Consider the following 20,424-nt stretch of genomic DNA (forward strand, 5'->3'; position numbering starts at 1 on the left):
CTGACAGAAGCTTTCGTGGAGTTGGCCTGCCCGTTTGCTGCGCGGGAGGCTGGGAGACTAGACTAGAAGCATCGGGCGCACTGCGTGCACGGGAAGAAGCACGGAAAGAAGCAGGTGCCAAAACAGCTACAAGAACAACTGCAACCGCCGCATCCGCCACAGCGCCCGCATCTGGCACAGCCTCCGCATCGCCCGTGGCTGCAACGGCCACACCGGCTGCGCACGAGCATCGTTTCCTGTTCTTTTTCTTTATCCCATGGAGTCACGTTCTCCGCCTTGAATTCCGAAGCCTTCAGCTTTTTCAGCTCTTTTTTAAACTCATCCATCCAAATTTTCACCTCCGCCACTGCATGTAGCTACTCTACATGTATGAAGCGGCGATAGGTATTCGTTCCAGTTGCAAACGCCCATTTTTCCCCGGGGCAAAACCGGCAGCGCTCCGCCGCCGCTTCCGCCAAGGGTCGGACGAAGCGTGTAAAATCTGCGGCGCTGGCTATCATATGGTTGTCCGCACCATACTGGAAAAGGAAGGGTTTTGAGGGGATGAGCGCGTCATCATGAAAAAGTGGGTTCTGTTGTTCGGCTATGCCATCGTCTTTTTGATCGGCTTTTTGGAAAAAGATGTTTTGTTGGACTGGCTTTCCAGCGATTCGGCTCAGTTGCTGCCGTACATGTTTTTGGCTTCTGTTTTTCTCGGCCTGTTTCCCGTGATTCCGTTCGGCTTGTTCGCCGGAATGATGGGAGCGAAATTCGGGCCGTTTTGGGGCGCGTTCATCAACTGGACCGGCTCTGTCGGCTCGGCGTGGCTGTTTTTTCTGTTTGTCCGCTCCGGGTATCAAAAAACCGGACGCGACTACTTGACGAAGTCCCCGCGCCTGGCGCTGTTTACCCGTGCCTTCGAGCAAAACGCCTTCGTGGCCGTGCTGTTTGCCCGGCTCATCCCGCTCATTCCTTCTCCGGTCATCAATATTTACGCAGCCATCAGCGCGATTCCCTTCACGTCTTTTGCACTGGCGACCGCTGTCGGCAAAATTCCCGCGATGCTTGTGTTTGCCTTTTTGGGCAACCAACTGTTCCACAACGCGCAGCGCTCTTTGCTTACGCTTCTCGCTTATGCGGGCTTTCTCGGCTTCGCCTATTTGCTCTACCGCAGATGGCAGTCCCGCAGCAAGGCGAAGACGCCGTCGTAGAAAGTTGGTTGTTTTGGAAAGCGTGGGTGAACTTCTCGCGGCCCGTTTTTCCGGCAAGGCTCCGCGCTTGAAACGGCGGGACGGCTTTGAGCGTTGGAATCCGCTGGTGATGGAGCTTAGCAAACGTCCGCGCCTTCCCGACGCAAAAAACAGTCCTCCCACCGCCACAATCGCTGGCGACGGGAACCTAAGCCACCGCCCGCCTTACCGAGAACCCTTCCCCGCTGCAAACGCCAACCCTTTTTCCGCCATAGCTTCCCGGAGCTGCTTCACCGATTTCGGCCCCATGCCGTGCAGCTTGAGAAGCTCCGCCTCGCTGATGGTCGCGAGCTGTTCCAGCCGCTCATACCCGGCCTGGGCGAGCGCCTGCTGCGCCGGTCTGGACAACTTGGGAAAATCCGTCTCCGCTTCGTTTTGCTTCCGATTCGTCATGTCTGTGCCTCCTTCGGCTTTTTCGCTGTACTTGCTCGTCAACTCCGACAAATACGTTCTCATGCTCGCCAAAAGCTCCGGCGAACGCATGACCGTCACTTCCAGCCCCAGCCCGATGAAATATTTTGCAAAAAAATCGAGGTCGCTCACCGCAATGCTGCCCGCAAGCCAGCCCGTCCCATCCGGCCGCGTGTGCAGCAGAGAAGATGCCCACGCCTCCGCCTCGCACATCTGCACGCCCGCCCTTGTCAGCTCCGCGTAAACCGGGATTTCCTCCTGTTCGGCGATCACCCGCTGCGACTCCCGATTCGCCAGATGTACATTCCGCAGATCGAGCGGCTCCTGCTCCGCACCCGCAAACGCCGCCGCATGAATCCGGTCGCAGCGGAACACGCGAAAATCACGGCTCTGCCAACAGTAGGCAGGGCAGTACCACAGCCCGCTTCGCGTGTAGATGCCAATCGGCTGAATGTGGCGGCTGGAGCGCTTTTCCCGCGATTCGTATTCGATGAGCAGCACCTTTTGCTCGACGGCTGCTTCAAGCAGGATGGACAAGAACGGCGACTCCGCTTGCCTTTTCGGCGTGACAAAATCTACCCGGTTCCGCATTTGGTCGATCCGCTCGCGCACATCCGGCGGCATGTAGGTGTAAAATTTGCTCACGGCAGAAGCCGCCTCCGCCGCAAAAGGCAGCGAGGAATAATGGCGCAGCGCATGAATCGCAAAAAAGATGGCGACCGCCTCCTCTTCGGAAAAAGCGATCGGCGGGAGGATGCGCTCTTTCAGCACACGGTAGCCGCCATGCGGCCCTACCTCGGAATAGAGCGGCACGCCCCACTCGCTCAGCTCCTGCAAATCTCGCAGCATCGTCCGCGGCGATACCCCAAACTCGCGGGCCAGCTCCCCGACGGTAAACGAACGTTTGCGATTGACGGTCATCAACAGTTCGAGCAGGCGTTGTGATTTGGGCATCGGTTTCTTTCCTTTTAACTATGACATGTTTTGTCACTATTATCTGCTACCATCAAGATAAAGTCCAGTAAGGAGGAATGACCATGTCCCACGAACAACAACCGCAAGCGGCAACGCGAAAATTTTTCCGCTCACACGAGATGCAGCTCTCGTATCTCGACTTTGGCGGCGACAGCGAAAACGTGCTGCTCCTGCTGCACGGGCATATGAACGATGCGCGGGTCTTTACCGACTTTGCCTCCAGGCTGACGGGCTGGCGCGTGATCTCCCTCGACCAGCGCGGCCACGGCTGGAGCGATCATTCGCCGGAAAAAGATTACTCGCGGGAAGCCTATCTGCAGGACATCCTGGCTTTGATCCAGTCCGAACTGGGCGGACAGCCGGTCGTAATCCTCGGCCATTCTTTGGGCGGGCTCAACGCTTATCAGTTTGCCGCCCGCTATCCGCAATACGTCAAAGCGGTTATCGTCGAAGACATCGGCACCAAAATCCAGGTAGACCTGTCTTTTGCTGAACGGCTTCCAGAGCGCTCCGCTTCGCTTGCGCAACTGAAGGACGCGCTGCGGCAGGTCGGCGTGCGTGCCGTGGATTACTTTGCGGAAAGCGTGTTTGAGGATGAACGCGGCTTTGGCTTTCGCTCGGATTGCCCGGGAATGCGCATCTCGCAGGAGCACTGCAACGGAGCGTGGTGGGAAGATTGGCTGTCCTCGACCTGCCCTGTGCTGCTGATTCACGGCAAACACAGCTTCGTGATGGACGAAGCGCACGCCCGGGAAATGGCTGCGCGCAGGCCAAACACCGAGCTTGCCGTGTTCGCCGAATGCGGCCACGATATCCATTCTTCGGACCCGGACGGCTTTTTTGACGTAGTGACCAAATTTCTCGATACCGTGTCTATCTCCGCCTAAAAAGGTTTTTGGCCCCTCGGGAAGAAATAGTATTCAGAACGCTGGAACAGGGGGCTGTTACGTGAAAAGCAACGCACTTGCAACCGAGGAAATGATTCTCGCTGACTTGACGGAGGCGGTAGCGCAATTCTTCGGCCTGACGATCAGCAAAGCCACTCCCATCAACCGGGGGTGGCTCAATTTGAAATGGAAGATCAGCACGGAAGATGGGAGCTTTTTGCTAAAGCAGTACAACAAAGACAGATTTGCCTTGTACCATTCGGCGGACCTGGCTCTCGCTTTTTCCCAGCAAGCGAGATTGCATGCGGCGGGCCTCCCTTGCCCGAAGCTGCTGGCGCACGCCGGACAGTTTTTGTTGGAATCGGCTGGCAAAGAACGGTTTCTGGTCATGGAATTTTGCCCAGGCACCCTCGTTCCGCCGGGAAAAGCAAATGCAGCGCAAATGTACGAGCTGGGCCGGGCGACGGGAACCATGCACCGGCTGCTAAACGACGGAACGGCTGGAACGCAAAAATCCCCGCAGTTTACGCCCCCACGCCGCGAAGAGCGGCTGGCTCATTGGCACTCGGTCTATGACCAGGCGAAAGCAGCCGGAAAGCCGCAGCTTCTCGACAAGATCGAATGGCAAATCCGCGCGACCGAGAGAGTGGACCTGGAACGGTTCACCGCTTTGCCCTGCGGGTGGGCGCATCGCGATCTGTGGGCGGACAATATTTTGTTTCGTGCGGAGCGCGTAGCGGCCATCCTCGACTTTGACCGATTGAAGTACGACTACCCGGCGCTTGATGTTGCGCGGGCGGTCCTATCGTACGCGTTGGACGAGCAGTTCGATCCTGCCCTCGCCTCGGCTTTCATGGCCGGATACAAGGAGGAACGGCCTGCGTCGGCGGACGGCTGGTTGGCAACTGCCCTGTCGCTGCTCTGGTATATGGAGAGCACCTGGTGGATTACGGCGCGGATGGACGAGCACAGCGTGCCTCCAGCCCGCTTCGCGAAAGAAATGATCTGGCTGGCTGAGCATGGGGAAAGCTTGGCGGAGATGCTTGAGGGATTATAGATGGTTGACAGAATGTTATTATGGTAAACAAATATGGCGAGGAAAAGTGGAGATTGGAAAGCGGCGGTTTGTTTGTCTGAGGAAATGGCTAATGTATTGTTGAACCATATAGCCCGGCCATATGGCTAAACCGTATTGCCAGACCACATTGTCACACCGTATTGCTAGACTATACATAATCAAACCGCATTGCCAACCTGCATCGCCAAACCGCATAGCTATACCACATTGCCCAAGCCCCTCCTTCGCAAAACAACGATGCTTACCAAAATTGTAACCGATCCAAAAAGGCAGCGGCCCGCCTGGAGCGTGCTGCACGTATGCTTGCGGCATACTGCGCGTTGCTCCTGACCGACCACTGCCCTTTTATTTTTTACCCGACAAGGCGTATGCCCCCTCTACCTGCCTCGCTTGAGTAGCGTACTCCCCTTCCAGTCAAAGCCGAGCGGGGCCCCGCTTTTTTCCGGGACCCACCCTTGCGCCACCGCTTCCGTGATGATCGCCTCCACGTCAGATGGCTTGATTGCCCGGCGCTCGCGCGTTGGCGCTGAGCCGCTCGCACCCGCCGACCTCGCGTCATGCACGTCCGCTTTGGCATAGACGCGGATCAACTGCCCGGTTCCTTCCGCATGCTGAATCGTGACGACGATCGGCCCGTCGGCAGCGGGGCTGACCACCCAGCGGTATTCCGTTTGCCCCACGGTAATTTTCCGTGTGCCTTTTTTGCTTAACGCCATACCTTCCTCCTGTTCTTCCTGTCGGTCACTTCTGTCGTTGTTCATGATGCATCGGATTGGCTGGGCGCTCGCCTGACTCGGGGAGCGCGAAGCTCATCGCCTGAAACCAGACAAACACAGCGAGCAACAGCAAAGCCCCGACGACGGGATGCCGTAGCGCAAGCAACGTTGCGGACGGCTCCGCCTTCTTCTGTTCAGGCAGATGCCACCTCTCCATCAGCAAAAGACATGCCGTGTACAGCATCACCAGAAAAAACAAAAGCGGCTCCGCCTGCTCCAGCGTTATCATTTCACCAAGCATAGCCCCCATCATGCCCGCCATCAGGCCGGATAGCGTGCCTTCCACCACGGTCAGCGTCGACAAGGGCAAGCCCACCAAAAAGCCTGCCGTAGCGCCTGACGACATCCCCCACAGCGTGGAACGAGAAAGGCTCCCTTGGAATACGAGCCCAAACAACAGACCAGCGATCAGCCCAACCAGCATCCCGATCGCCATGGCGCCTACCATCCCGTGCATCGGCTGTATGTACCCTCTTCTTCGCCAGACCAGCCAGGCAAACCAGACGTACGCGATAATGACGAACGCAAAAATCTGGAAAACGGCGCTCATGATACCACCTCTACGTATATGTCCCTCCTTACATCGTATGTCCAGGCGGTGCAAAACAGGACAAGAACAAGTGGCGGCGCCCTCTCGCATCGCCCTGCCAAACCAGCCTTCCTGCTACAACTCGATAACCTTTGTCGCGATATTTTTGCAAAACTCGCTGTCATGCTCCACAAACAAAATCGTCGGCGCGTGCTCCAAAAGCAGCTCCTCGATCTGCATGCGCGAAATGACGTCGATAAAGTTCAGCGGCTCATCCCATACGTACAGATGCGCCCGCTCGCACAAGCTTTTCGCGATCAGCACCTTTTTCTTCTGTCCCCCGCTGAAAGCGGCCATATCCTTTTCAAATTGCACGCGGGAAAAATCGAGCTTGCGAAGGATCGCTTTGAACAAGCTTTCGTCCAGCCCGTTGCTTCTGGCGTAATCCGTCAAATTGCCCTGTAAGTGCGATGTATCCTGGGAGACGTAGGAAATTTTCAGTTGGCTTCCTTTGCGGAACGTTCCCGAGTAGCGCACGTCCTCGCCGCAAATCAGCTTGAGGATGCTCGATTTGCCCGAGCCGTTTTTCCCCGACAGCGCGATTCGCTCCCCTTGCGAAACCGAAAAGCGGATGCCGCTCGTGACCTGTTTGTCTCCGTAAAAAATCGCAACGTCCACAAGCTCGACCAGGCGATCTTTATGGTAAGCAAGCGGAGCGATTTTTAACGTATCGCCTTGCTCCACGTTTTTCAGCAGCTTGGACTTTTCCTCGATGGCCGCATGCTGACGCTGCTCCAGCGATTTTGCGCGCTTCATCATTTTCGCTGCCTTGTGGCCGACGTACCCTTTGTCTACCTTGGAGCCGGAATTTCTCGTGCCGTTTTTCGTTTTTTCCACTTCGTGCGACCAGTTGCTGGTGCGCTTCGCGGACTCGGACAGCCGTCTGATGTCCTTTTTCAGCCGCTCGTTTTCGGCCAGCTCATAGTTGTCCTGCCGCTCTTTGTTCTCCCACCACGTCGAAAAATTGCCTTTTTGAATCTCAATGTTCGTCTTGTTGATAGACAGGATGTGGTCGACGCAGTTGTCGAGAAAAGCTCTGTCGTGAGAGACGAGAATAAAGCCGCTTTTCTTCTGGAGGTAGTCGCTGACGAGCTTTCTGGCGCCCATGTCCAGATGGTTCGTCGGCTCATCAATCAGCAAAAAGCTGTTTTCTTTCAAAAACAAGGCCGCAAGAAGCACCTTCGTCTGCTCGCCGTTGGACAACGTCGCAAATGGCCGCTCCAACACTTCCTCGTCCATCTGCAAAAAGGAAAACTCGCGCAGAAGCTCCCAGTGCATGTAATCGGGAATCATCTCCTGGATGATCTCTGCGGTGATTCGCTCCTTGTTTTCGATTGGATACGGAAAATATTCGAACTGCACCTGCGCCGAGATCGTGCCGCTGTATTCATAGCGGCCGAGCAGCAGGTTCAGAAATGTCGTCTTCCCTCTGCCGTTCCTTCCGGTAAAGCCGAGCTTCCAATCGGTATCAATCTGGAAGCTCACGTTTTCAAAAATGTTATCGAAACTGCCGTCATAGGCAAAAGTCAGATTCGTCACTTTGATGGTCGACATAACCTCATCCCCCCTGGATAAAAATAGAAGAGCTGCAAGAAAGTTACTCTCTTGCAGCTCAAATACGTATAACAAAACCTACTCCACCCAGGAGCCGGATTTGGATATATCGCTTGAGTGAACAGATGTAGTAACTTTCTTGCATAGAAGGAAATAAGCATGCGAAAAAAACGCACTTGTTTTCCTTTTTTGAGCAAGAAAGCTTACTTCATCGGCTTCAACTCCAGTCATCAAAGTACAACTATCTTACCATACCGCGCTGCTTCTATCAACTATCCGGCACGCTCGCTCCACGAGCAAATGTCCCGGTGTCGCCAGGCTGCGCGCAGAGCTTCTGCCCCTTGCCCGCCTGGCGAACCGAACCCGAGCGCTTTCGTCATTTGCCGCCGCTTGCGGCTTCGGTTTCCTTCAGCTCCAGCGGATTTTTCTCCAAAAAGTTGGTCGCGAAATGGCCCGAGACAAAATCAGGATGCTCCAGCAGCTTTTCGTGAAACGGAATGGTCGTGTGCACGCCTTCGATCACGAACTCGCGCAAGGCCCGCTTCATGCGAGCAAGCGCTTCTTCGCGGCTTGTGCCCCACACGATCAGCTTGGCGACCATGGAATCGTAAAACGGCGAAATCTCGTAGCCCGGGTAAACGGCGCTGTCGACGCGCACGCCGTAGCCTCCCGGCGGCAAGTAGTTGCGGACCTTTCCTGGCGACGGCATGAAATTTTTCGCTGGGTTTTCCGCATTGATCCGGCACTCGATCGCCCAGCCGTTGATTTTGAGGTCTTCCTGGGAAAAGGACAGCGGATTGCCCGCCGCGACCGAAATCTGCTCTTTGATGAGGTCGATGCCCGTAATCATTTCCGTGACCGGATGCTCGACCTGGATGCGCGTGTTCATTTCCATGAAGTAAAACTGTCCGTGCCGATCGAGCAAAAATTCGACGGTGCCTGCTCCGTGGTACGAAACCGCCTTCGCGGCCGCGACAGCCGCTTGCCCCATCCGCTCGCGCAGCTCCGGATCGAGCGCAGGCGATGGCGCTTCCTCCACCAGCTTCTGGTGTCGGCGCTGGATCGAGCAGTCCCGCTCGCCCAGGTGAACGACGTTGCCGTGCTTGTCGCCCATCACCTGAATCTCCACATGGCGCGGCTCCTCGACGTATTTCTCCAGGTACACGCCCGCGTTGCCAAAAGCCGTCTCCGCCTCTTTTTGCGCCTGGCGAATCGCTTTTTCCAGCTCCTCGGCGTCAAAGGCGACGCGCATGCCTCTGCCGCCTCCGCCCGCCGTCGCCTTGACGATCACGGGATAGCCGATTTTCTCAGCCACCTGCAGCGCTTCGTCGATGTCGTCGATCAGCCCGTCCGTGCCTGGGACGAGCGGCACATTCGCTGCGCTCATCGTCGCTTTGGCGACAGCTTTGTCTCCCATTTTCGTGATCGCGTCAGGATCAGGGCCGATGAACGTAATCGAACAATCCTGGCACAGTTGGGCAAACGAAGCGTTTTCCGCCAAAAAGCCGTAGCCGGGATGAATCGCATCCACGCCTGTGAGCAAGGCAACCGTCATGATCCGGGCCATGTTCAAGTAGCTGTCCTTCGATTCCTTCGGGCCGATGCAATACGCTTCGTCTGCCAGCTCGACGTGCAGCGCTTCGCGGTCTGCTTCCGAGTAGACGGCGACTGTGGCGATTCCCAGCTCCTGGCACGCCCGAATAATGCGCACGGCGATTTCGCCGCGATTGGCAATCAATACTTTCGTGAACATAGGAACGCTCCTTCTTACTGTGGTTTGACGACCAGTAACGCTCTGCCGTAATCGACGAGCTGACCGTCCGGTACAAGCACTTCCGTCACGATCCCGGCCACCGGCGACACAATGTCGGACGACAGTTGCAGCGCGTCCACGGTGCAGCGTCCGACTACCTCCTGCGCCTTGATCGCCTGGCCGACGGTCACTTGCGCGTAAAAGATGCCGACGGATGTGGACAGGACAAGCTGTGTCGCTTCCTCTGGCACTTTTTCTTCGGCGACGGTGGCGACAGGCTCTGCCTCAGCCGTGGCCGCTGCTTCCTGGTAGCCTTGCTCGACTTCGCTTGCTTGCACAGGGAGCTCGGCTGCCGCTACAGCGACAGGCTCGCTTTTTTTGATGACGATCCGGGTCTTGCCCTTTTGCCATTCCAGCTCCTCGATCGAGGACTGGTTCACCAGCTTGATAAATTCACGCAGTTCATGCAGCTTCATTCCAAGACGCTCCCCTCTTACAATGGGATGTTCCCATGCTTTTTATATGGACGCTCTTCCTGCTTGTTGCGGAGCATCTCCAACGCCTGGGCGACCTTCAGGCGAGTTTCGCGCGGGTCGATCACATCGTCGACCATGCCCAGGCTGGCTGCGACGTACGGATTGGCGAACTTCTCGCGGTAGAGCGCGATTTTTTCCGCGCGCGTCGCTGCCGGGTCTTCGCTGCTCTCGATTTCCTTGGCAAAAATGACATTGGCTGCGCCTTCCGGTCCCATCACGGCGATTTCCGCATTCGGCCAGGCGTAGACGATATCGGCGCCAATCGACTTGGAGTTGAGCGCCACGTAAGCTCCGCCGTATGCCTTGCGCAAAATGACGGTGATCTTCGGCACGGTCGCTTCCGAGTAGGCGTACAAAATTTTCGCGCCGTGGCGGATGATTCCCCCGTGCTCCTGGTTGATCCCCGGGAAAAAGCCGGAGACGTCCTCGAAGGTCAAGAGCGGGATGTTGAAGCAATCGCAGAAGCGAATGAACCGCGCCAGCTTATCGGAGGAATGAATGTCGAGTCCTCCAGCCATCACCTTCGGCTGGTTGGCGATGATCCCGACGCTGTGTCCGTCGATGCGGGCCAGTCCGATGACGATGTTGCGGGCGAAGTTCGGCTGCACCTCCATGAAGTCGCCGAAGTCGACGATTTTTTCGATCACCTTGCGCACATCGTACACTTTAGTGCTCTCGGCAGGCACCAGCTCCAACAGTTCCTCCTGCCAGTCCTTGCCGACTTCCGCTTCCGCCACAGGGGCGCGATCGCGGTTGTTTTGCGGCAGGAAGCCAAGCAGCCTGCGCACGCTTTCGAGCACCTCCTGCTCGGACTCGGCCGTGAAGTGGGCGTTGCCGCTGACGGAAGAATGCACCCGCGCGCCGCCCAAATCTTCCGCGGAAATTTTCTCGCCCGTCACCGTTTCGATGACTTTCGGACCCGTAATGAACATCTGGCTTGTCTTTTCCACCATGAACACGAAGTCGGTAATCGCCGGAGAGTAGACAGCGCCGCCTGCGCACGGGCCGAGAATGACCGAGATTTGCGGGATGACGCCGGAGTAGATCGCATTGCGGTAAAAAATCGTGCCGTAGCCGTCAAGCGAGCTGACGCCTTCCTGGATGCGCGCGCCGCCGGAGTCGTTCAGCCCGATGAACGGAGCGCCGTTTTTCGCCGCCAAATCCATCACCTTGGCAATTTTCATCGCGTGCATTTCTCCGAGCGCGCCGCCAAACACGGTAAAATCTTGCGCGAACAAGTAGACGGGGCGCCCGTTGATTTTGCCGTAGCCCGTCACGACGCCTTCGCCGGGCGCTTCCATCTGGTCCAGCCCAAAGTGCGTGGCCCGGTGCTCGACAAACGGATTCAGCTCCACGAACGTGTCCGGGTCGAGCAGCAACTCGATCCGCTCGCGGGCGGTCAGCTTGCCGCGGTTGTGCTGGGCATCAATGCGCGCATCGCCGCCGCCCAACTGGATTTTGAATTTGCGTTCCATCAATTCGTCGATTTTTTCGTACATATCGCTCATCGTCCGACCTTCTTCCTGTCCCTATTTCATGATCGCTTTTTCGTAGACTGCCACCAGTTGCTGAACGGCGCTCGTCGGCGACAGCTCTCCGCTGGCTACAGCCTGTTCAATCGCCGGCAGCAGTTGCGCGACCTGCGGATTGCCGAAAAACGTCGCGCGCAAATAGTCCTGCGCCATGCTGTGCATCCAGTCGAGCAGTTGCGCCTTGCGCCGGGCCTCGAAGCCGCCTGACTTCACGGTCGTCTCGCGGAACTGTCCGATGACGTCCCATATCTCGGGAATCCCTTCGCCAGTCACGGACGAACACATGTACGCCTTTGTCTCCCAGCCGGTTGTCGCAGGCTGCAAGTAGTGCAGCACCCGGTTGTATTCGCCCTTGGCGATCAGCGCGCGGGTGCGGTTTTCCCCGTCTGCCTTGTGAATCAACAGCGCATCGGCAATTTCCATGATGCCTTTTTTGATGCCTTGCAGCTCGTCGCCGGCTCCCGTCAGCATCAGCAGCAAAAAGAAATCGACCATCGACCTGACCGTCGTCTCGCTTTGCCCGACACCGACCGTCTCGACCAGAATCACGTCGTAACCTGCCGCTTCGCAAATCAGCATCGTCTCCCGCGTCTTGCGGTTGACGCCGCCAAGCGTCCCGCCCGTCGCGGACGGCCGGATGAACGCCTGCGGATTGCGCGACAACAGCTCCATCCGCGTCTTGTCCCCGAGAATGCTGCCGCGCGTCACCGTGCTGCTCGGATCGACCGCGAGCACGGCGACCCGGTGGCCTTTTTCGCACAGCATCGTGCCAAATGCTTCGATAAACGTACTCTTGCCCGCTCCCGGCACGCCGGACACGCCGATGCGAATCGAATTTCCCGTGTGCGGCAAAAGCTGGCGGATAACCTCCTGGGCCATCTCCATATGGGCGGCGGAGTTGCTCTCGACAAGCGTAATCGCCTGCGCGAGCACGGTCCGGTTGTTTTCGCGCACGCCCTTTACGTACTGCTCGACGGAGAGGCGCGGGAGGCGGACTTTGGAGGAAAAGTTCAGCGAAGCCTTGCCGTCTCCACCTGCGCTCATAGGCCAGCAGCCTCCAGCCGATGCACAATCTCCTGCAAAACGTGCTGGGCCGCTACCGGAATCACCGTACCCGGACCGAAGATGGCAGCAGCGCCGTGCTCGCGCAAAAACGCGTAATCTTGCGGCGGAATGACCCCGCCGATGACGACGACGATGTCCTCGCGCCCGAGCTTTTTCAGCTCCTCGACGAGTTGCGGCAGCAGCGTCTTGTGCCCTGCGGCCAGCGAGCTGAAGCCGATGACATGCACGTCGTTTTCCACCGCTTGCTTGGCTGTTTCCTCCGGTGTCTGGAACAGCGGCCCGATGTCGACGTCAAAGCCGAGGTCGGCAAAAGCAGTCGCGATCACCTTCGCGCCCCGGTCGTGCCCGTCCTGGCCCATTTTGGCGATCATGATGCGCGGGCGTCTGCCTTCCCACTGCTCGAACTCGTCCGCCATCTTGCGCACGGCTGCCACTTCTTCCGCATCCGCGTATTCCGAGCTGTAGACGCCGCTGATCGAGCGAATGACCGCTTTGTGGCGGCCGACCACTTTTTCGTAGGCGTCCGAAATTTCCCCGAGCGAAGCCCGTGCCCGCGCCGCTTCAATCGCCAGCGCAAGCAGGTTGCCTTCGCCTGTGCGCGCGCACTCCGTAATCGCCGCCAGAGCCGCCTGCACTCTCGCCTCGTCGCGGTTTTGGCGCAGCTCCTGCAACCGCCGGATTTGCGCCTCGCGCACCGCCGTATTGTCGACTTCGAGAATTTCCAGCGGGTCTTCCTTGTCCAGCCGATATTTGTTTACGCCGATGATCGCTTCCTTCGCCGAGTCGATGTGCGCCTGGCGTCTCGCTGCCGCTTCCTCGATCTTCATTTTCGGCAGGCCCGTCTCAATCGCCTTGGCCATGCCGCCCAACGCTTCGATCTCTTCGATGTGCGCCCACGCTTTTTCCACGAGCTGCGCCGTCAGCGACTCGACGTAGTACGAGCCTGCCCACGGATCGACGACCTTCGTAATCTGCGTCTCGTCCTGCAAAAAAAGCTGCGTATTGCGCGCGATCCGGGCCGAAAAGTCCGTCGGCAGCGCGATTGCCTCGTCGAGCGCGTTCGTATGCAGCGACTGGGTATGTCCGAGCGCCGCCGCCATCGCTTCGATGCACGTCCGCACGACGTTGTTGTACGGGTCTTGCTCCGTCAGGCTCCAGCCGGACGTCTGCGAGTGGGTTCGCAGCGCCATCGACTTTTCGTTTTTCGGGTTGAACTGCTTGATGAGGCTCGCCCAGATCAGGCGGGCTGCCCGCATTTTCGCGACCTCCATGAAGTAGTTCATGCCGATCGCCCAGAAAAACGACAGGCGTGGCGCGAATGCGTCGATGTCGATTCCAGCGGCAAGCCCTGTGCGCACGTACTCCAGCCCGTCTGCCAGCGTGTACGCCAGCTCGATGTCCGCCGTCGCGCCCGCTTCTTGCAAGTGGTAGCCGGAAATACTGATGCTGTTGAATTTCGGCATGTGCTTCGAGGTGTAGGCGAAAATATCGGAAATGATCTTCATCGACGCTTCCGGCGGATAAATATACGTATTGCGCACCATGTATTCCTTCAAAATGTCGTTTTGGATCGTTCCGGTCAACTGGTCCTGCGAGACGCCCTGCTCTTCTGCCGCCACGATGTAAAACGCCATGATCGGCAGCACCGCTCCGTTCATCGTCATCGAGACAGACATTTTGTCCAGCGGAATCCCGTCGAACAAAATTTTCATGTCAAGAATCGAGTCTACCGCCACCCCGGCCTTCCCGACATCGCCGACGACCCGCGGGTGGTCGGAATCGTAGCCGCGATGCGTCGCGAGGTCAAAGGCAATCGACAGCCCTTTTTGTCCGGCCGCCAAATTGCGGCGATAGAAGGCGTTGCTCTCCTCCGCCGTGGAAAAGCCGGCATACTGGCGCACCGTCCACAGCTGCGTCACGTACATCGTCGGATACGGCCCGCGAAAATACGGCGGCAAGCCCGGCATGTAGCCGAGATGCGTCATGCCTTGCACGTCTTCTTTTGTATAGAGAGGCTTGACGGGAATTTGCTCCAGCGTCTGCCAAATCTGCTCATCCAGAAGCTTTTTCGCTTCGGCGGATGCCACATGGTTTGGAAACAGATCGGAAATGTCCCGGCTGCCACGATACGGCACTTTGGAAAAATCAGGTCTGTTCATCGTGAGCTCACTCCTGTCCGCTCCTGAAGTTCTCGCAGCATCTGATAGCAATTGGAGCGCAAATGGATGCAGTCATCTACGCCAGCCGCCTTGTACGCGGTCAACTGCTCGGCGTCAGGCAAGCCGGCAAGCAGCACGGTCATGTCGGCAGCTTCCTGCTTGAGCGCCTGGGCGAGCGGCGGCACCAGCTCGGGATAGCTCGCATCGTCGGAGCAGATGACGGTAATTTTGGCTCCGGAGGCGAGCGCCGCTTCCTTGGCCTCTGCGGCAGTGCCGTATGCTTGCGGGCGCAAAACCGCAAAGCCTCCGACGGCAAAAAACTCGGCGGCAAAATCCGCCCTCGCCTTATGCTTCGCCACAGGGCCGACTGCCGCGAGAAAGACGCTCGGGCGCTGCCCGGTTCTGTGCGTATATGCGTCCGCCTGCTTGCGGAGCGCTTCAAACGCCTCGGCCGCGCGGTGCGTGCGCAGCGGGGCAATAACGGTCGCTGTTTGCCCGGAGCGGGTCAACGCTTTGGCGAGATCGCCTATGGTCGCTCCGGCGAGCGCGGCCTGTACGGCATGGCCGACCCACTCTTCTGCGTCGTGCGCGAGCTTTGCCAGCCGTTCGGAAAACGCAGACGGCGCTTTTCTCGCCCGATGAGCGCGCAGCGCGGCGATGCGCTGTTCATGCAGGGCAGGTGCCGCCTGCTGCGGCAACGGCTGCTCGGACGGATTCGGATACATGTTCGTGCCGACGATGCGGCTTTTGCGCTCGGCGATATCTTTTTCCTTGCGCGCGGCGCTCTCTGCAATCACACCTTGCGGGAAGCCTGTCGCAAGCGCACGGAGCATACCGCCCTTTTCCTCTACCTGCAAAAACAGCTCCCACGCTTTTTTCGCCAGCTCATCGGTGAGCCATTCCACGTACCAGGAGCCGCCGGCAGGGTCTGCCACCTTCGCCAGATGGGCCTCCTGCTCCAAAATGATTTGCGTGTTGCGCGCGATTCGTCGGGAAAAATCGGTTGCCGGACGGATCGCTTCGTCGAACGCGGACACATGCAAGCTGTCGACCCCCCCCACAATCGCTGAAAACGCTTCCGTCGTCGCGCGCAGCATGTTGACGTACGGATCGTACACCGTTTTCGTCCAGGCCGCCGTCCGCGCGTGAATCTTCATCTTCTGCGCCTCGGCCGAGCCTCCATAGGAAGCGACGATGTTCGCCCAGAGCATTTTCGCGGCCCGCAGCTTCGCGATTTCCATGAACACGTCAGAGCCGATAGAAAAAGAAAACTGCATCCGGCCCGCCGCTTCCTCAATCGACAGCCCGCGCTCCAGCATGGCCTGGATGTAGTCAACGCCCGTCGCCAGCGAAAACGCAAGCTCGGCAACCGCATGACCGCCGCTTTCGTAGTAGGCGTTGCCTTGGACGAGAATCGTTTTGAGCTGCGGCGCATGCTCGCTCGCCCAGCGCGTCATTTTCGCCATGGCGGCAAACGCCGTGTCCAGCGAGTACGGAAGCTCGCCATCTGCGAGCAGCGCTGCCACCGGGTCTTGGCCGATGCAGCCGCGCAGTTCTCCGGCTTTGCACCCGCTCGCTTCCAGATGAGCCAACACGAGGGCAAACACTGGCAAGCCGAGCGGCCCGGATGGGATGAAAATCGGCAGTTCCTCCAGGTTCAGTCCACGCAGCGCCTCAGCCAAATCCTCCACGGAAAAAAGCGAGACGCCTCCTGCTCCGATGTCTTCTGGCAGCGCTTCATCCGGGTCCAGTCCTGCCCGTGCCGCCCGGTCGAGGACGAGGTGCAGCATCGTTTGTCCGCGAGCCAAATCCGCGAGGGCCGTTTCGTTAAACGACTTGGCGTCCGAGGCCGTCATCTCCTGGCAGACCTCCCAGCGCTGTGCGCCGCCTCCGTACGGACTTTTCGTTCCCCTGACAAATGGCGCCTGGCCCGGCTCCACGTCTAGCTGTGGCAATGTTGCGACATCTTCCGTCCGGTAGATCGGCTGGCGGACGATTCCTTCATACGTCTTGGTCAACAGTTTGGCATCGAATGACGCGCCCTTCAACGATTTTTCTGCCGCTTCCCGCCACTGCTCGTACGTCGGCACGGGAAATTGCGTAAACAGCGTGTCTTTGTTCACTTGTCCAGACCTCCCTTCAATCGCGCTTTCCTTCTAGGCAAGCTTTACGAGAAACAGCGGCTGACCATGCTCAACCAACTGACCATTTTCCACCAGTACTTGAACGATTTCCCCTTTTACCTCTGCCTCAATCTCGTTAAACAGCTTCATGGCCTCGACAATACAAACGATGCTTGACGGCTCTACGCGGTCGCCCGCGGAAACGTACGGCGGAGCATCCTCGGCCGGAGCGGCATAGAAGGTCCCGACCATCGGGGAGGTAATTTTGTGCAAACTTTCCGTCTGTTCAGCGACTGCGGCCGGAGCGACTTTTTCTGCTACAGCTACAGCCACAGGTTGCGGCTTCGGTTGCTGGACAGGCGCTTTTTCAGGTTGTGGCAAGGCAACGACCGCAGCCGCTTTTTTGCCAGGCTCCGTCTTTTGCACGTAGGCCGCTTTGTCGGCTGTCGCAGTCTCATTCGTGCGTCGTTTGATGCGCAGGCGGGATTCCTCGTCTTTTACTTCGAGCGATTCTATGTCCGTCTGCTCCAACAGCTTTACAAGTTCTCTCAATTCATAGATCGTCAGCACACTTATTCCTCCCGTGTTCCGAGTCTGTCTTTTACGAACCGACTGGTTGGTCTGTGGAGTGTCTACTGGACCGACCAGTTGGTCTTTTGCTGATTATAGCAAATATCTGAATAATAGTACAGACCAACCAGTCAGTCTGCGCGATACATTTTTAAGCGGACCGTGAAGCGACTATGCCCCTGCTCTCTTGCCAGCAAACGGCGAGTAGCCGCCTGATCCCTCCTGCTTTAAAACGACTTGAACGGCGTGTCGCCAGACGTCAGGAAAAAACGGTTGAACGCCGGATTTTCCATCGCCTCGGGCTTCAAAACGGAATGCAGCACCATGTCGGCGTAAATGTCCGCAATCTGCTCGATCGAGTACGTCCCTGTTTTTTGATACCATTTGTAAATCCAGTTGACCATGCCGAAAATCGCCATGGAGACGATCGGCACAGGCAGCTCCGGCCGAAATTCGCCTGACTGAATCCCGTCCGAGATGACCGTAAACATGATCTTTTTGTAGCGATCCCGCTTCGTTTCAATATCCGTAAAATATTCCGGGGTCAAAAAGAGGCTTTCCTGATAAAAAATCGTTACCTGTGAGCGGTACAGATCAATCATCATGACAAACGATTTTACGATCGCCTGCAGGCGTTCCGTCGGCGTATCCCATTTCTCGTAAGCTTCCTCTGCCTTTTCCAGAACGTACGTAATGAATTGGTCGTGAATGATGTAGAGGAGTTCATCCTTGGATTTGAAGTTGTGATAAAATCCTCCCTTCGAGGTTCCGCTTTCCTTGACGATTTGGTCGACGGTCACCCGGTGGTAGCCATGTGCTTCGAACAGGCGCATGGATGTTTCGATGATTCGTTCTCTGATTGATTTTTCGCTCATTATCTTCACCCGAGATCATTATAGCATAGAAATCCGTTTCTCAATGGCAGATTGCGCGAACAGCAGCCGGGCAGGAAAAACGCCGATTTTTCATCGGGCGAAAAATCGGCGTCGCGTTTTGCGGATGATCGCTATTCGCTTGCGGAAGCTGGAACCACGCCCAAATACTCTTCCAGGGTGATGCCTTGCGCTTTGATTTCCTTGGCGATTTCTGTCCCGACATAGCGCAAATGCCACGGTTCGTACATGTAGCCGGTAATCGCCTCTTTGCCTTCCGGGTAGCGGATGATAAAGCCGTATTCCTGAGCGTGCTCGGCAAGCCACTTCGCTTCTTTTGTGTCCGCAAAGCAGCTCGTCGCGGCGCATTTGCCGTCGATGCCGGAGACGTCGATCGCAAGTCCCGTCTCATGCTCGCTCGTGCCAGGCACGGCGCTGTACGTGCGCGCCTTTTCTACTCCGTCTTTTTGCACGTAGCGGTTGAACAGCGCTTTTTGATAGGTGTGGGAGCGGTAGGCGGATACGCCCGCAAGCGAGACTCCGTCTGCTTTCGCCGCAGCAAACAACGCTTCCAGTGCCGCTGCTGCCTCTTTGCGCAGCTTCCGCTTCTCGCTCTTTTTCGGGAGCAGGTAAGGCACATTCGGGAAAACGAGGTCGGTTGGCGTGTAGTTTTCCGGGAGCTTGCGCTGCTTGTTGACGAGAACGGCCATGCTCGCTGGCTCGGCGACTACCTCGATATCCGCAAGCATCGCCTCGGTGTCTGCGGCCGCTGTGGCAGGCGGCTTTTTCGGCGGTTGCGCTTCGGTTTGCTTTGCCTCATCCGGCTTGGCCTCGGCCGGCGGCGCGGTTTTTGCAGAAGGTGCCGGCTGCTGATCCGCCGGCTTGCTCTCCTCTGGCTTTACGCTCTTCTGCTTCGTCTGTTCCGGCGCTGTCGCGGGCGGAGCCGTTTTTTCCTGCGGAGCAGGCCCGGCCAAGCCGCTGCACCCCGACAGCGCAAGAAGCGCTGCCGTTACCAGTATGATCGGATGGTTTGTACAATTGGCAAAACGTTTCATCTTGACGTCCTTTCGAATCGGGCCCGGCTACAAAGTCAGCCCAAAAGGTGTTGGGTACGTCCTGCAAAGCGGAAGTACGTACCCATTATGACATAAATCGGGCCCGTTTCGTTACAGGAACGTTGTCTGTATCGGCAAAAAATCATCATGCCACCCCGAGCGATCGGTTGTCATACGTACTATTCTTCTTTTTTCGCAAAGTACGTAGCGAGCACCGACCCGGACAGATTGTGCCAGACGCTGAAAATGGCGCTCGGCACGGCTGCCAGCGGGTTGAAGTGAGCGGCTGCAAGCGCGGCGCCGAGACCGGAGTTTTGCATCCCTGTTTCCAGCGTGACCGCTTTGCGCTTGGCCAGGTTCAGCCCGAACAGCTTGGCGAAGAAATAGCCGAGCAAGTAGCCGAGCACATTGTGCAAGATGACGACTGCGAAAATCATCATGCCCGTTTCGACGATCTTGCCTTTGTTCAGGGCGACGACGATCGCCACGATCAGCACAATCGCGATGGTGGATACGAGCGGCAGCGCTTTTGCACTCGCCTCCGCCTGCTTGCCGAAAAACGCCTTGACGATGACACCGAGTACAATCGGCACAATCACAACCAGGACGATATCGAGAAACAGCGACTTCGCATCAATCGCCATCCACTTGCCGGCCAAAAGCGAGATGAGCGCAGGCGTGGCAATCGGCGCGATCAGTGTGGACACGGCAGCGATGGACACACCGAGCGCCACGTCCCCTTTTGACAAATAGGTCATGACGTTGGACGCCGTTCCGCTTGGACAGCAGCCGACCAAAATGACGCCGACGGCAATATCAGGCGGAAGCTGCAACGTAACCGCGAGGATGAACGCGAGCGAAGGCATAATCAAATAATGGCCGACGACGCCGATCAGCACATCGACTGGCTTGCGAAACACTTCGCGAAAATCTTCGGACGACAATGTCAGCCCCATCCCGAACATAATGCTCCCGAGCAAAAACGAAATGTAGCCTTTTCCTCCGACGAACGCTTCCGGCATGAAAAAACCGAGAATGGCAAACAGGATCACCCATAGCGAAAACGTGCTGCCGACAAACTTGCTGATTCTCTCCACAGTATGCATGTTTCTCTCTCCTACTCTTTCTCTATGTTTTACGGCTATTTAAAATATTTTTGATTATACTGCACGTTTTTTGATTCTTCTATCCTTTTCGACCATTCTATCTATACTTAAAACCTATACAGCTATAGCCTGCGCGTCTCGGGTTCCGCCCTAG

Annotated in this window: 18 protein-coding genes and 1 pseudogene; 3 read left to right on the top strand and 16 right to left on the bottom strand. The window is 57.3% G+C overall.

What is annotated here, in order from left to right:
* Positions 1-62: 62 nt before the first annotated feature.
* The gene (locus AC27IT_RS13645; RefSeq protein ID WP_081414690.1) at positions 63-326 is read right to left on the bottom strand and encodes a heterocycloanthracin/sonorensin family bacteriocin; all 264 of its coding nucleotides are present in this window, start codon (positions 324-326) and stop codon (positions 63-65) included.
* 231 nt (positions 327-557) lie between these two features.
* On the opposite strand from AC27IT_RS13645, the gene AC27IT_RS13650 reads away from it, so the two are divergent.
* On the top strand, positions 558-1,190 hold the full coding sequence (locus AC27IT_RS13650; protein ID WP_005829584.1) for a TVP38/TMEM64 family protein: 633 nt from the start codon (positions 558-560) through the stop codon (positions 1,188-1,190).
* Between the two features lie 204 nt (positions 1,191-1,394).
* Here AC27IT_RS13650 and AC27IT_RS13655 read toward each other — a convergent pair whose 3' ends face one another.
* Both AC27IT_RS13655 and AC27IT_RS13660 read right to left on the bottom strand, forming a co-directional pair.
* A complete protein-coding gene (locus tag AC27IT_RS13655; RefSeq protein WP_235694743.1) occupies positions 1,395-1,622 on the bottom strand; it encodes a DNA-directed RNA polymerase subunit alpha C-terminal domain-containing protein in 228 nt (75 codons plus the stop codon).
* A 24-nt stretch (positions 1,623-1,646) separates the two neighbouring features.
* Positions 1,647-2,594 (bottom strand): annotated as a pseudogene (locus AC27IT_RS13660) (helix-turn-helix transcriptional regulator); the annotation flags it as partial.
* 83 nt (positions 2,595-2,677) lie between these two features.
* Here AC27IT_RS13660 and AC27IT_RS13665 point away from each other — a divergent pair.
* A complete protein-coding gene (locus tag AC27IT_RS13665; protein WP_025847698.1) occupies positions 2,678-3,502 on the top strand; it encodes an alpha/beta fold hydrolase in 825 nt (274 codons plus the stop codon).
* Positions 3,503-3,563: 61 nt separating this feature from the next.
* Positions 3,564-4,559: a homoserine kinase gene (locus AC27IT_RS13670; RefSeq protein ID WP_327945389.1), complete on the top strand. Its 996-nt coding sequence runs from the start codon at positions 3,564-3,566 to the stop codon at positions 4,557-4,559.
* A 398-nt stretch (positions 4,560-4,957) separates the two neighbouring features.
* Here AC27IT_RS13670 and AC27IT_RS13675 read toward each other — a convergent pair whose 3' ends face one another.
* The 13 genes from AC27IT_RS13675 to AC27IT_RS13735 form a co-directional block, all read right to left on the bottom strand.
* Positions 4,958-5,296 carry a hypothetical protein gene (locus AC27IT_RS13675; RefSeq protein WP_487091843.1) on the bottom strand — a complete coding sequence of 113 codons (339 nt, stop codon included), beginning with the start codon at positions 5,294-5,296 and terminating at the stop codon, positions 4,958-4,960.
* A 25-nt stretch (positions 5,297-5,321) separates the two neighbouring features.
* Positions 5,322-5,906 carry a hypothetical protein gene (locus AC27IT_RS13680; RefSeq protein WP_487091844.1) on the bottom strand — a complete coding sequence of 195 codons (585 nt, stop codon included), beginning with the start codon at positions 5,904-5,906 and terminating at the stop codon, positions 5,322-5,324.
* A 114-nt stretch (positions 5,907-6,020) separates the two neighbouring features.
* On the bottom strand, positions 6,021-7,499 hold the full coding sequence (locus AC27IT_RS13685) for an Lsa family ABC-F type ribosomal protection protein (RefSeq protein WP_487091845.1): 1,479 nt from the start codon (positions 7,497-7,499) through the stop codon (positions 6,021-6,023).
* 376 nt (positions 7,500-7,875) lie between these two features.
* Positions 7,876-9,252, bottom strand: coding sequence for an acetyl-CoA carboxylase biotin carboxylase subunit (gene accC / locus AC27IT_RS13690; RefSeq protein WP_340673861.1), 1,377 nt, complete (start codon positions 9,250-9,252; stop codon positions 7,876-7,878).
* Between the two features lie 14 nt (positions 9,253-9,266).
* Positions 9,267-9,728: an acetyl-CoA carboxylase biotin carboxyl carrier protein gene (locus tag AC27IT_RS13695; RefSeq protein WP_005829567.1), complete on the bottom strand. Its 462-nt coding sequence runs from the start codon at positions 9,726-9,728 to the stop codon at positions 9,267-9,269.
* A 17-nt stretch (positions 9,729-9,745) separates the two neighbouring features.
* Entirely contained in the window at positions 9,746-11,296 is a 1,551-nt protein-coding gene (locus tag AC27IT_RS13700) for an acyl-CoA carboxylase subunit beta (RefSeq protein WP_025847690.1), read from the bottom strand.
* Between the two features lie 21 nt (positions 11,297-11,317).
* The gene (meaB, locus tag AC27IT_RS13705; protein WP_005829564.1) at positions 11,318-12,364 is read right to left on the bottom strand and encodes a methylmalonyl Co-A mutase-associated GTPase MeaB; all 1,047 of its coding nucleotides are present in this window, start codon (positions 12,362-12,364) and stop codon (positions 11,318-11,320) included.
* Positions 12,361-14,544 (bottom strand): methylmalonyl-CoA mutase, encoded by a 2,184-nt coding sequence (scpA, locus tag AC27IT_RS13710; RefSeq protein WP_487091846.1) that lies wholly within the window; start codon positions 14,542-14,544, stop codon positions 12,361-12,363. Before scpA ends, meaB begins: the two co-directional genes overlap by 4 nt.
* On the bottom strand, positions 14,541-16,667 hold the full coding sequence (locus AC27IT_RS13715; RefSeq protein WP_487091847.1) for a methylmalonyl-CoA mutase family protein: 2,127 nt from the start codon (positions 16,665-16,667) through the stop codon (positions 14,541-14,543). The genes scpA and AC27IT_RS13715 overlap by 4 nt, the downstream gene beginning before the upstream one ends.
* Before the next feature lie 33 nt (positions 16,668-16,700).
* Positions 16,701-17,237, bottom strand: coding sequence for an acetyl-CoA carboxylase biotin carboxyl carrier protein (accB, locus tag AC27IT_RS13720; protein WP_025847684.1), 537 nt, complete (start codon positions 17,235-17,237; stop codon positions 16,701-16,703).
* 227 nt (positions 17,238-17,464) lie between these two features.
* The gene (locus tag AC27IT_RS13725) at positions 17,465-18,112 is read right to left on the bottom strand and encodes a TetR/AcrR family transcriptional regulator (RefSeq protein ID WP_005829556.1); all 648 of its coding nucleotides are present in this window, start codon (positions 18,110-18,112) and stop codon (positions 17,465-17,467) included.
* A gap of 131 nt (positions 18,113-18,243) precedes the next feature.
* Positions 18,244-19,164, bottom strand: coding sequence for a M15 family metallopeptidase (locus AC27IT_RS13730; RefSeq protein ID WP_007786394.1), 921 nt, complete (start codon positions 19,162-19,164; stop codon positions 18,244-18,246).
* Between the two features lie 179 nt (positions 19,165-19,343).
* Positions 19,344-20,270, bottom strand: coding sequence for a bile acid:sodium symporter family protein (locus AC27IT_RS13735; protein WP_487091848.1), 927 nt, complete (start codon positions 20,268-20,270; stop codon positions 19,344-19,346).
* Positions 20,271-20,424 lie beyond the last annotated feature (154 nt).

This window comes from Brevibacillus sp. YAE8, assembly GCF_057543335.1.

Coding starts and splice junctions, on each gene's coding strand:
- AC27IT_RS13645 (WP_081414690.1), bottom strand. CDS start 326: ATGGATGAGTTTAAAAAAGAGCTGAAAAAGCTGAAGGCTTCGGAATTC.
- AC27IT_RS13650 (WP_005829584.1), top strand. CDS start 558: ATGAAAAAGTGGGTTCTGTTGTTCGGCTATGCCATCGTCTTTTTGATC.
- AC27IT_RS13655 (WP_235694743.1), bottom strand. CDS start 1,622: ATGACGAATCGGAAGCAAAACGAAGCGGAGACGGATTTTCCCAAGTTG.
- AC27IT_RS13665 (WP_025847698.1), top strand. CDS start 2,678: ATGTCCCACGAACAACAACCGCAAGCGGCAACGCGAAAATTTTTCCGC.
- AC27IT_RS13675 (WP_487091843.1), bottom strand. CDS start 5,296: ATGGCGTTAAGCAAAAAAGGCACACGGAAAATTACCGTGGGGCAAACG.
- AC27IT_RS13680 (WP_487091844.1), bottom strand. CDS start 5,906: ATGAGCGCCGTTTTCCAGATTTTTGCGTTCGTCATTATCGCGTACGTC.
- AC27IT_RS13685 (WP_487091845.1), bottom strand. CDS start 7,499: ATGTCGACCATCAAAGTGACGAATCTGACTTTTGCCTATGACGGCAGT.
- accC (WP_340673861.1), bottom strand. CDS start 9,252: ATGTTCACGAAAGTATTGATTGCCAATCGCGGCGAAATCGCCGTGCGC.
- AC27IT_RS13695 (WP_005829567.1), bottom strand. CDS start 9,728: ATGAAGCTGCATGAACTGCGTGAATTTATCAAGCTGGTGAACCAGTCC.
- AC27IT_RS13700 (WP_025847690.1), bottom strand. CDS start 11,296: ATGAGCGATATGTACGAAAAAATCGACGAATTGATGGAACGCAAATTC.
- meaB (WP_005829564.1), bottom strand. CDS start 12,364: ATGAGCGCAGGTGGAGACGGCAAGGCTTCGCTGAACTTTTCCTCCAAA.
- scpA (WP_487091846.1), bottom strand. CDS start 14,544: ATGAACAGACCTGATTTTTCCAAAGTGCCGTATCGTGGCAGCCGGGAC.
- AC27IT_RS13725 (WP_005829556.1), bottom strand. CDS start 18,112: ATGAGCGAAAAATCAATCAGAGAACGAATCATCGAAACATCCATGCGC.
- AC27IT_RS13730 (WP_007786394.1), bottom strand. CDS start 19,164: ATGAAACGTTTTGCCAATTGTACAAACCATCCGATCATACTGGTAACG.
- AC27IT_RS13735 (WP_487091848.1), bottom strand. CDS start 20,270: ATGCATACTGTGGAGAGAATCAGCAAGTTTGTCGGCAGCACGTTTTCG.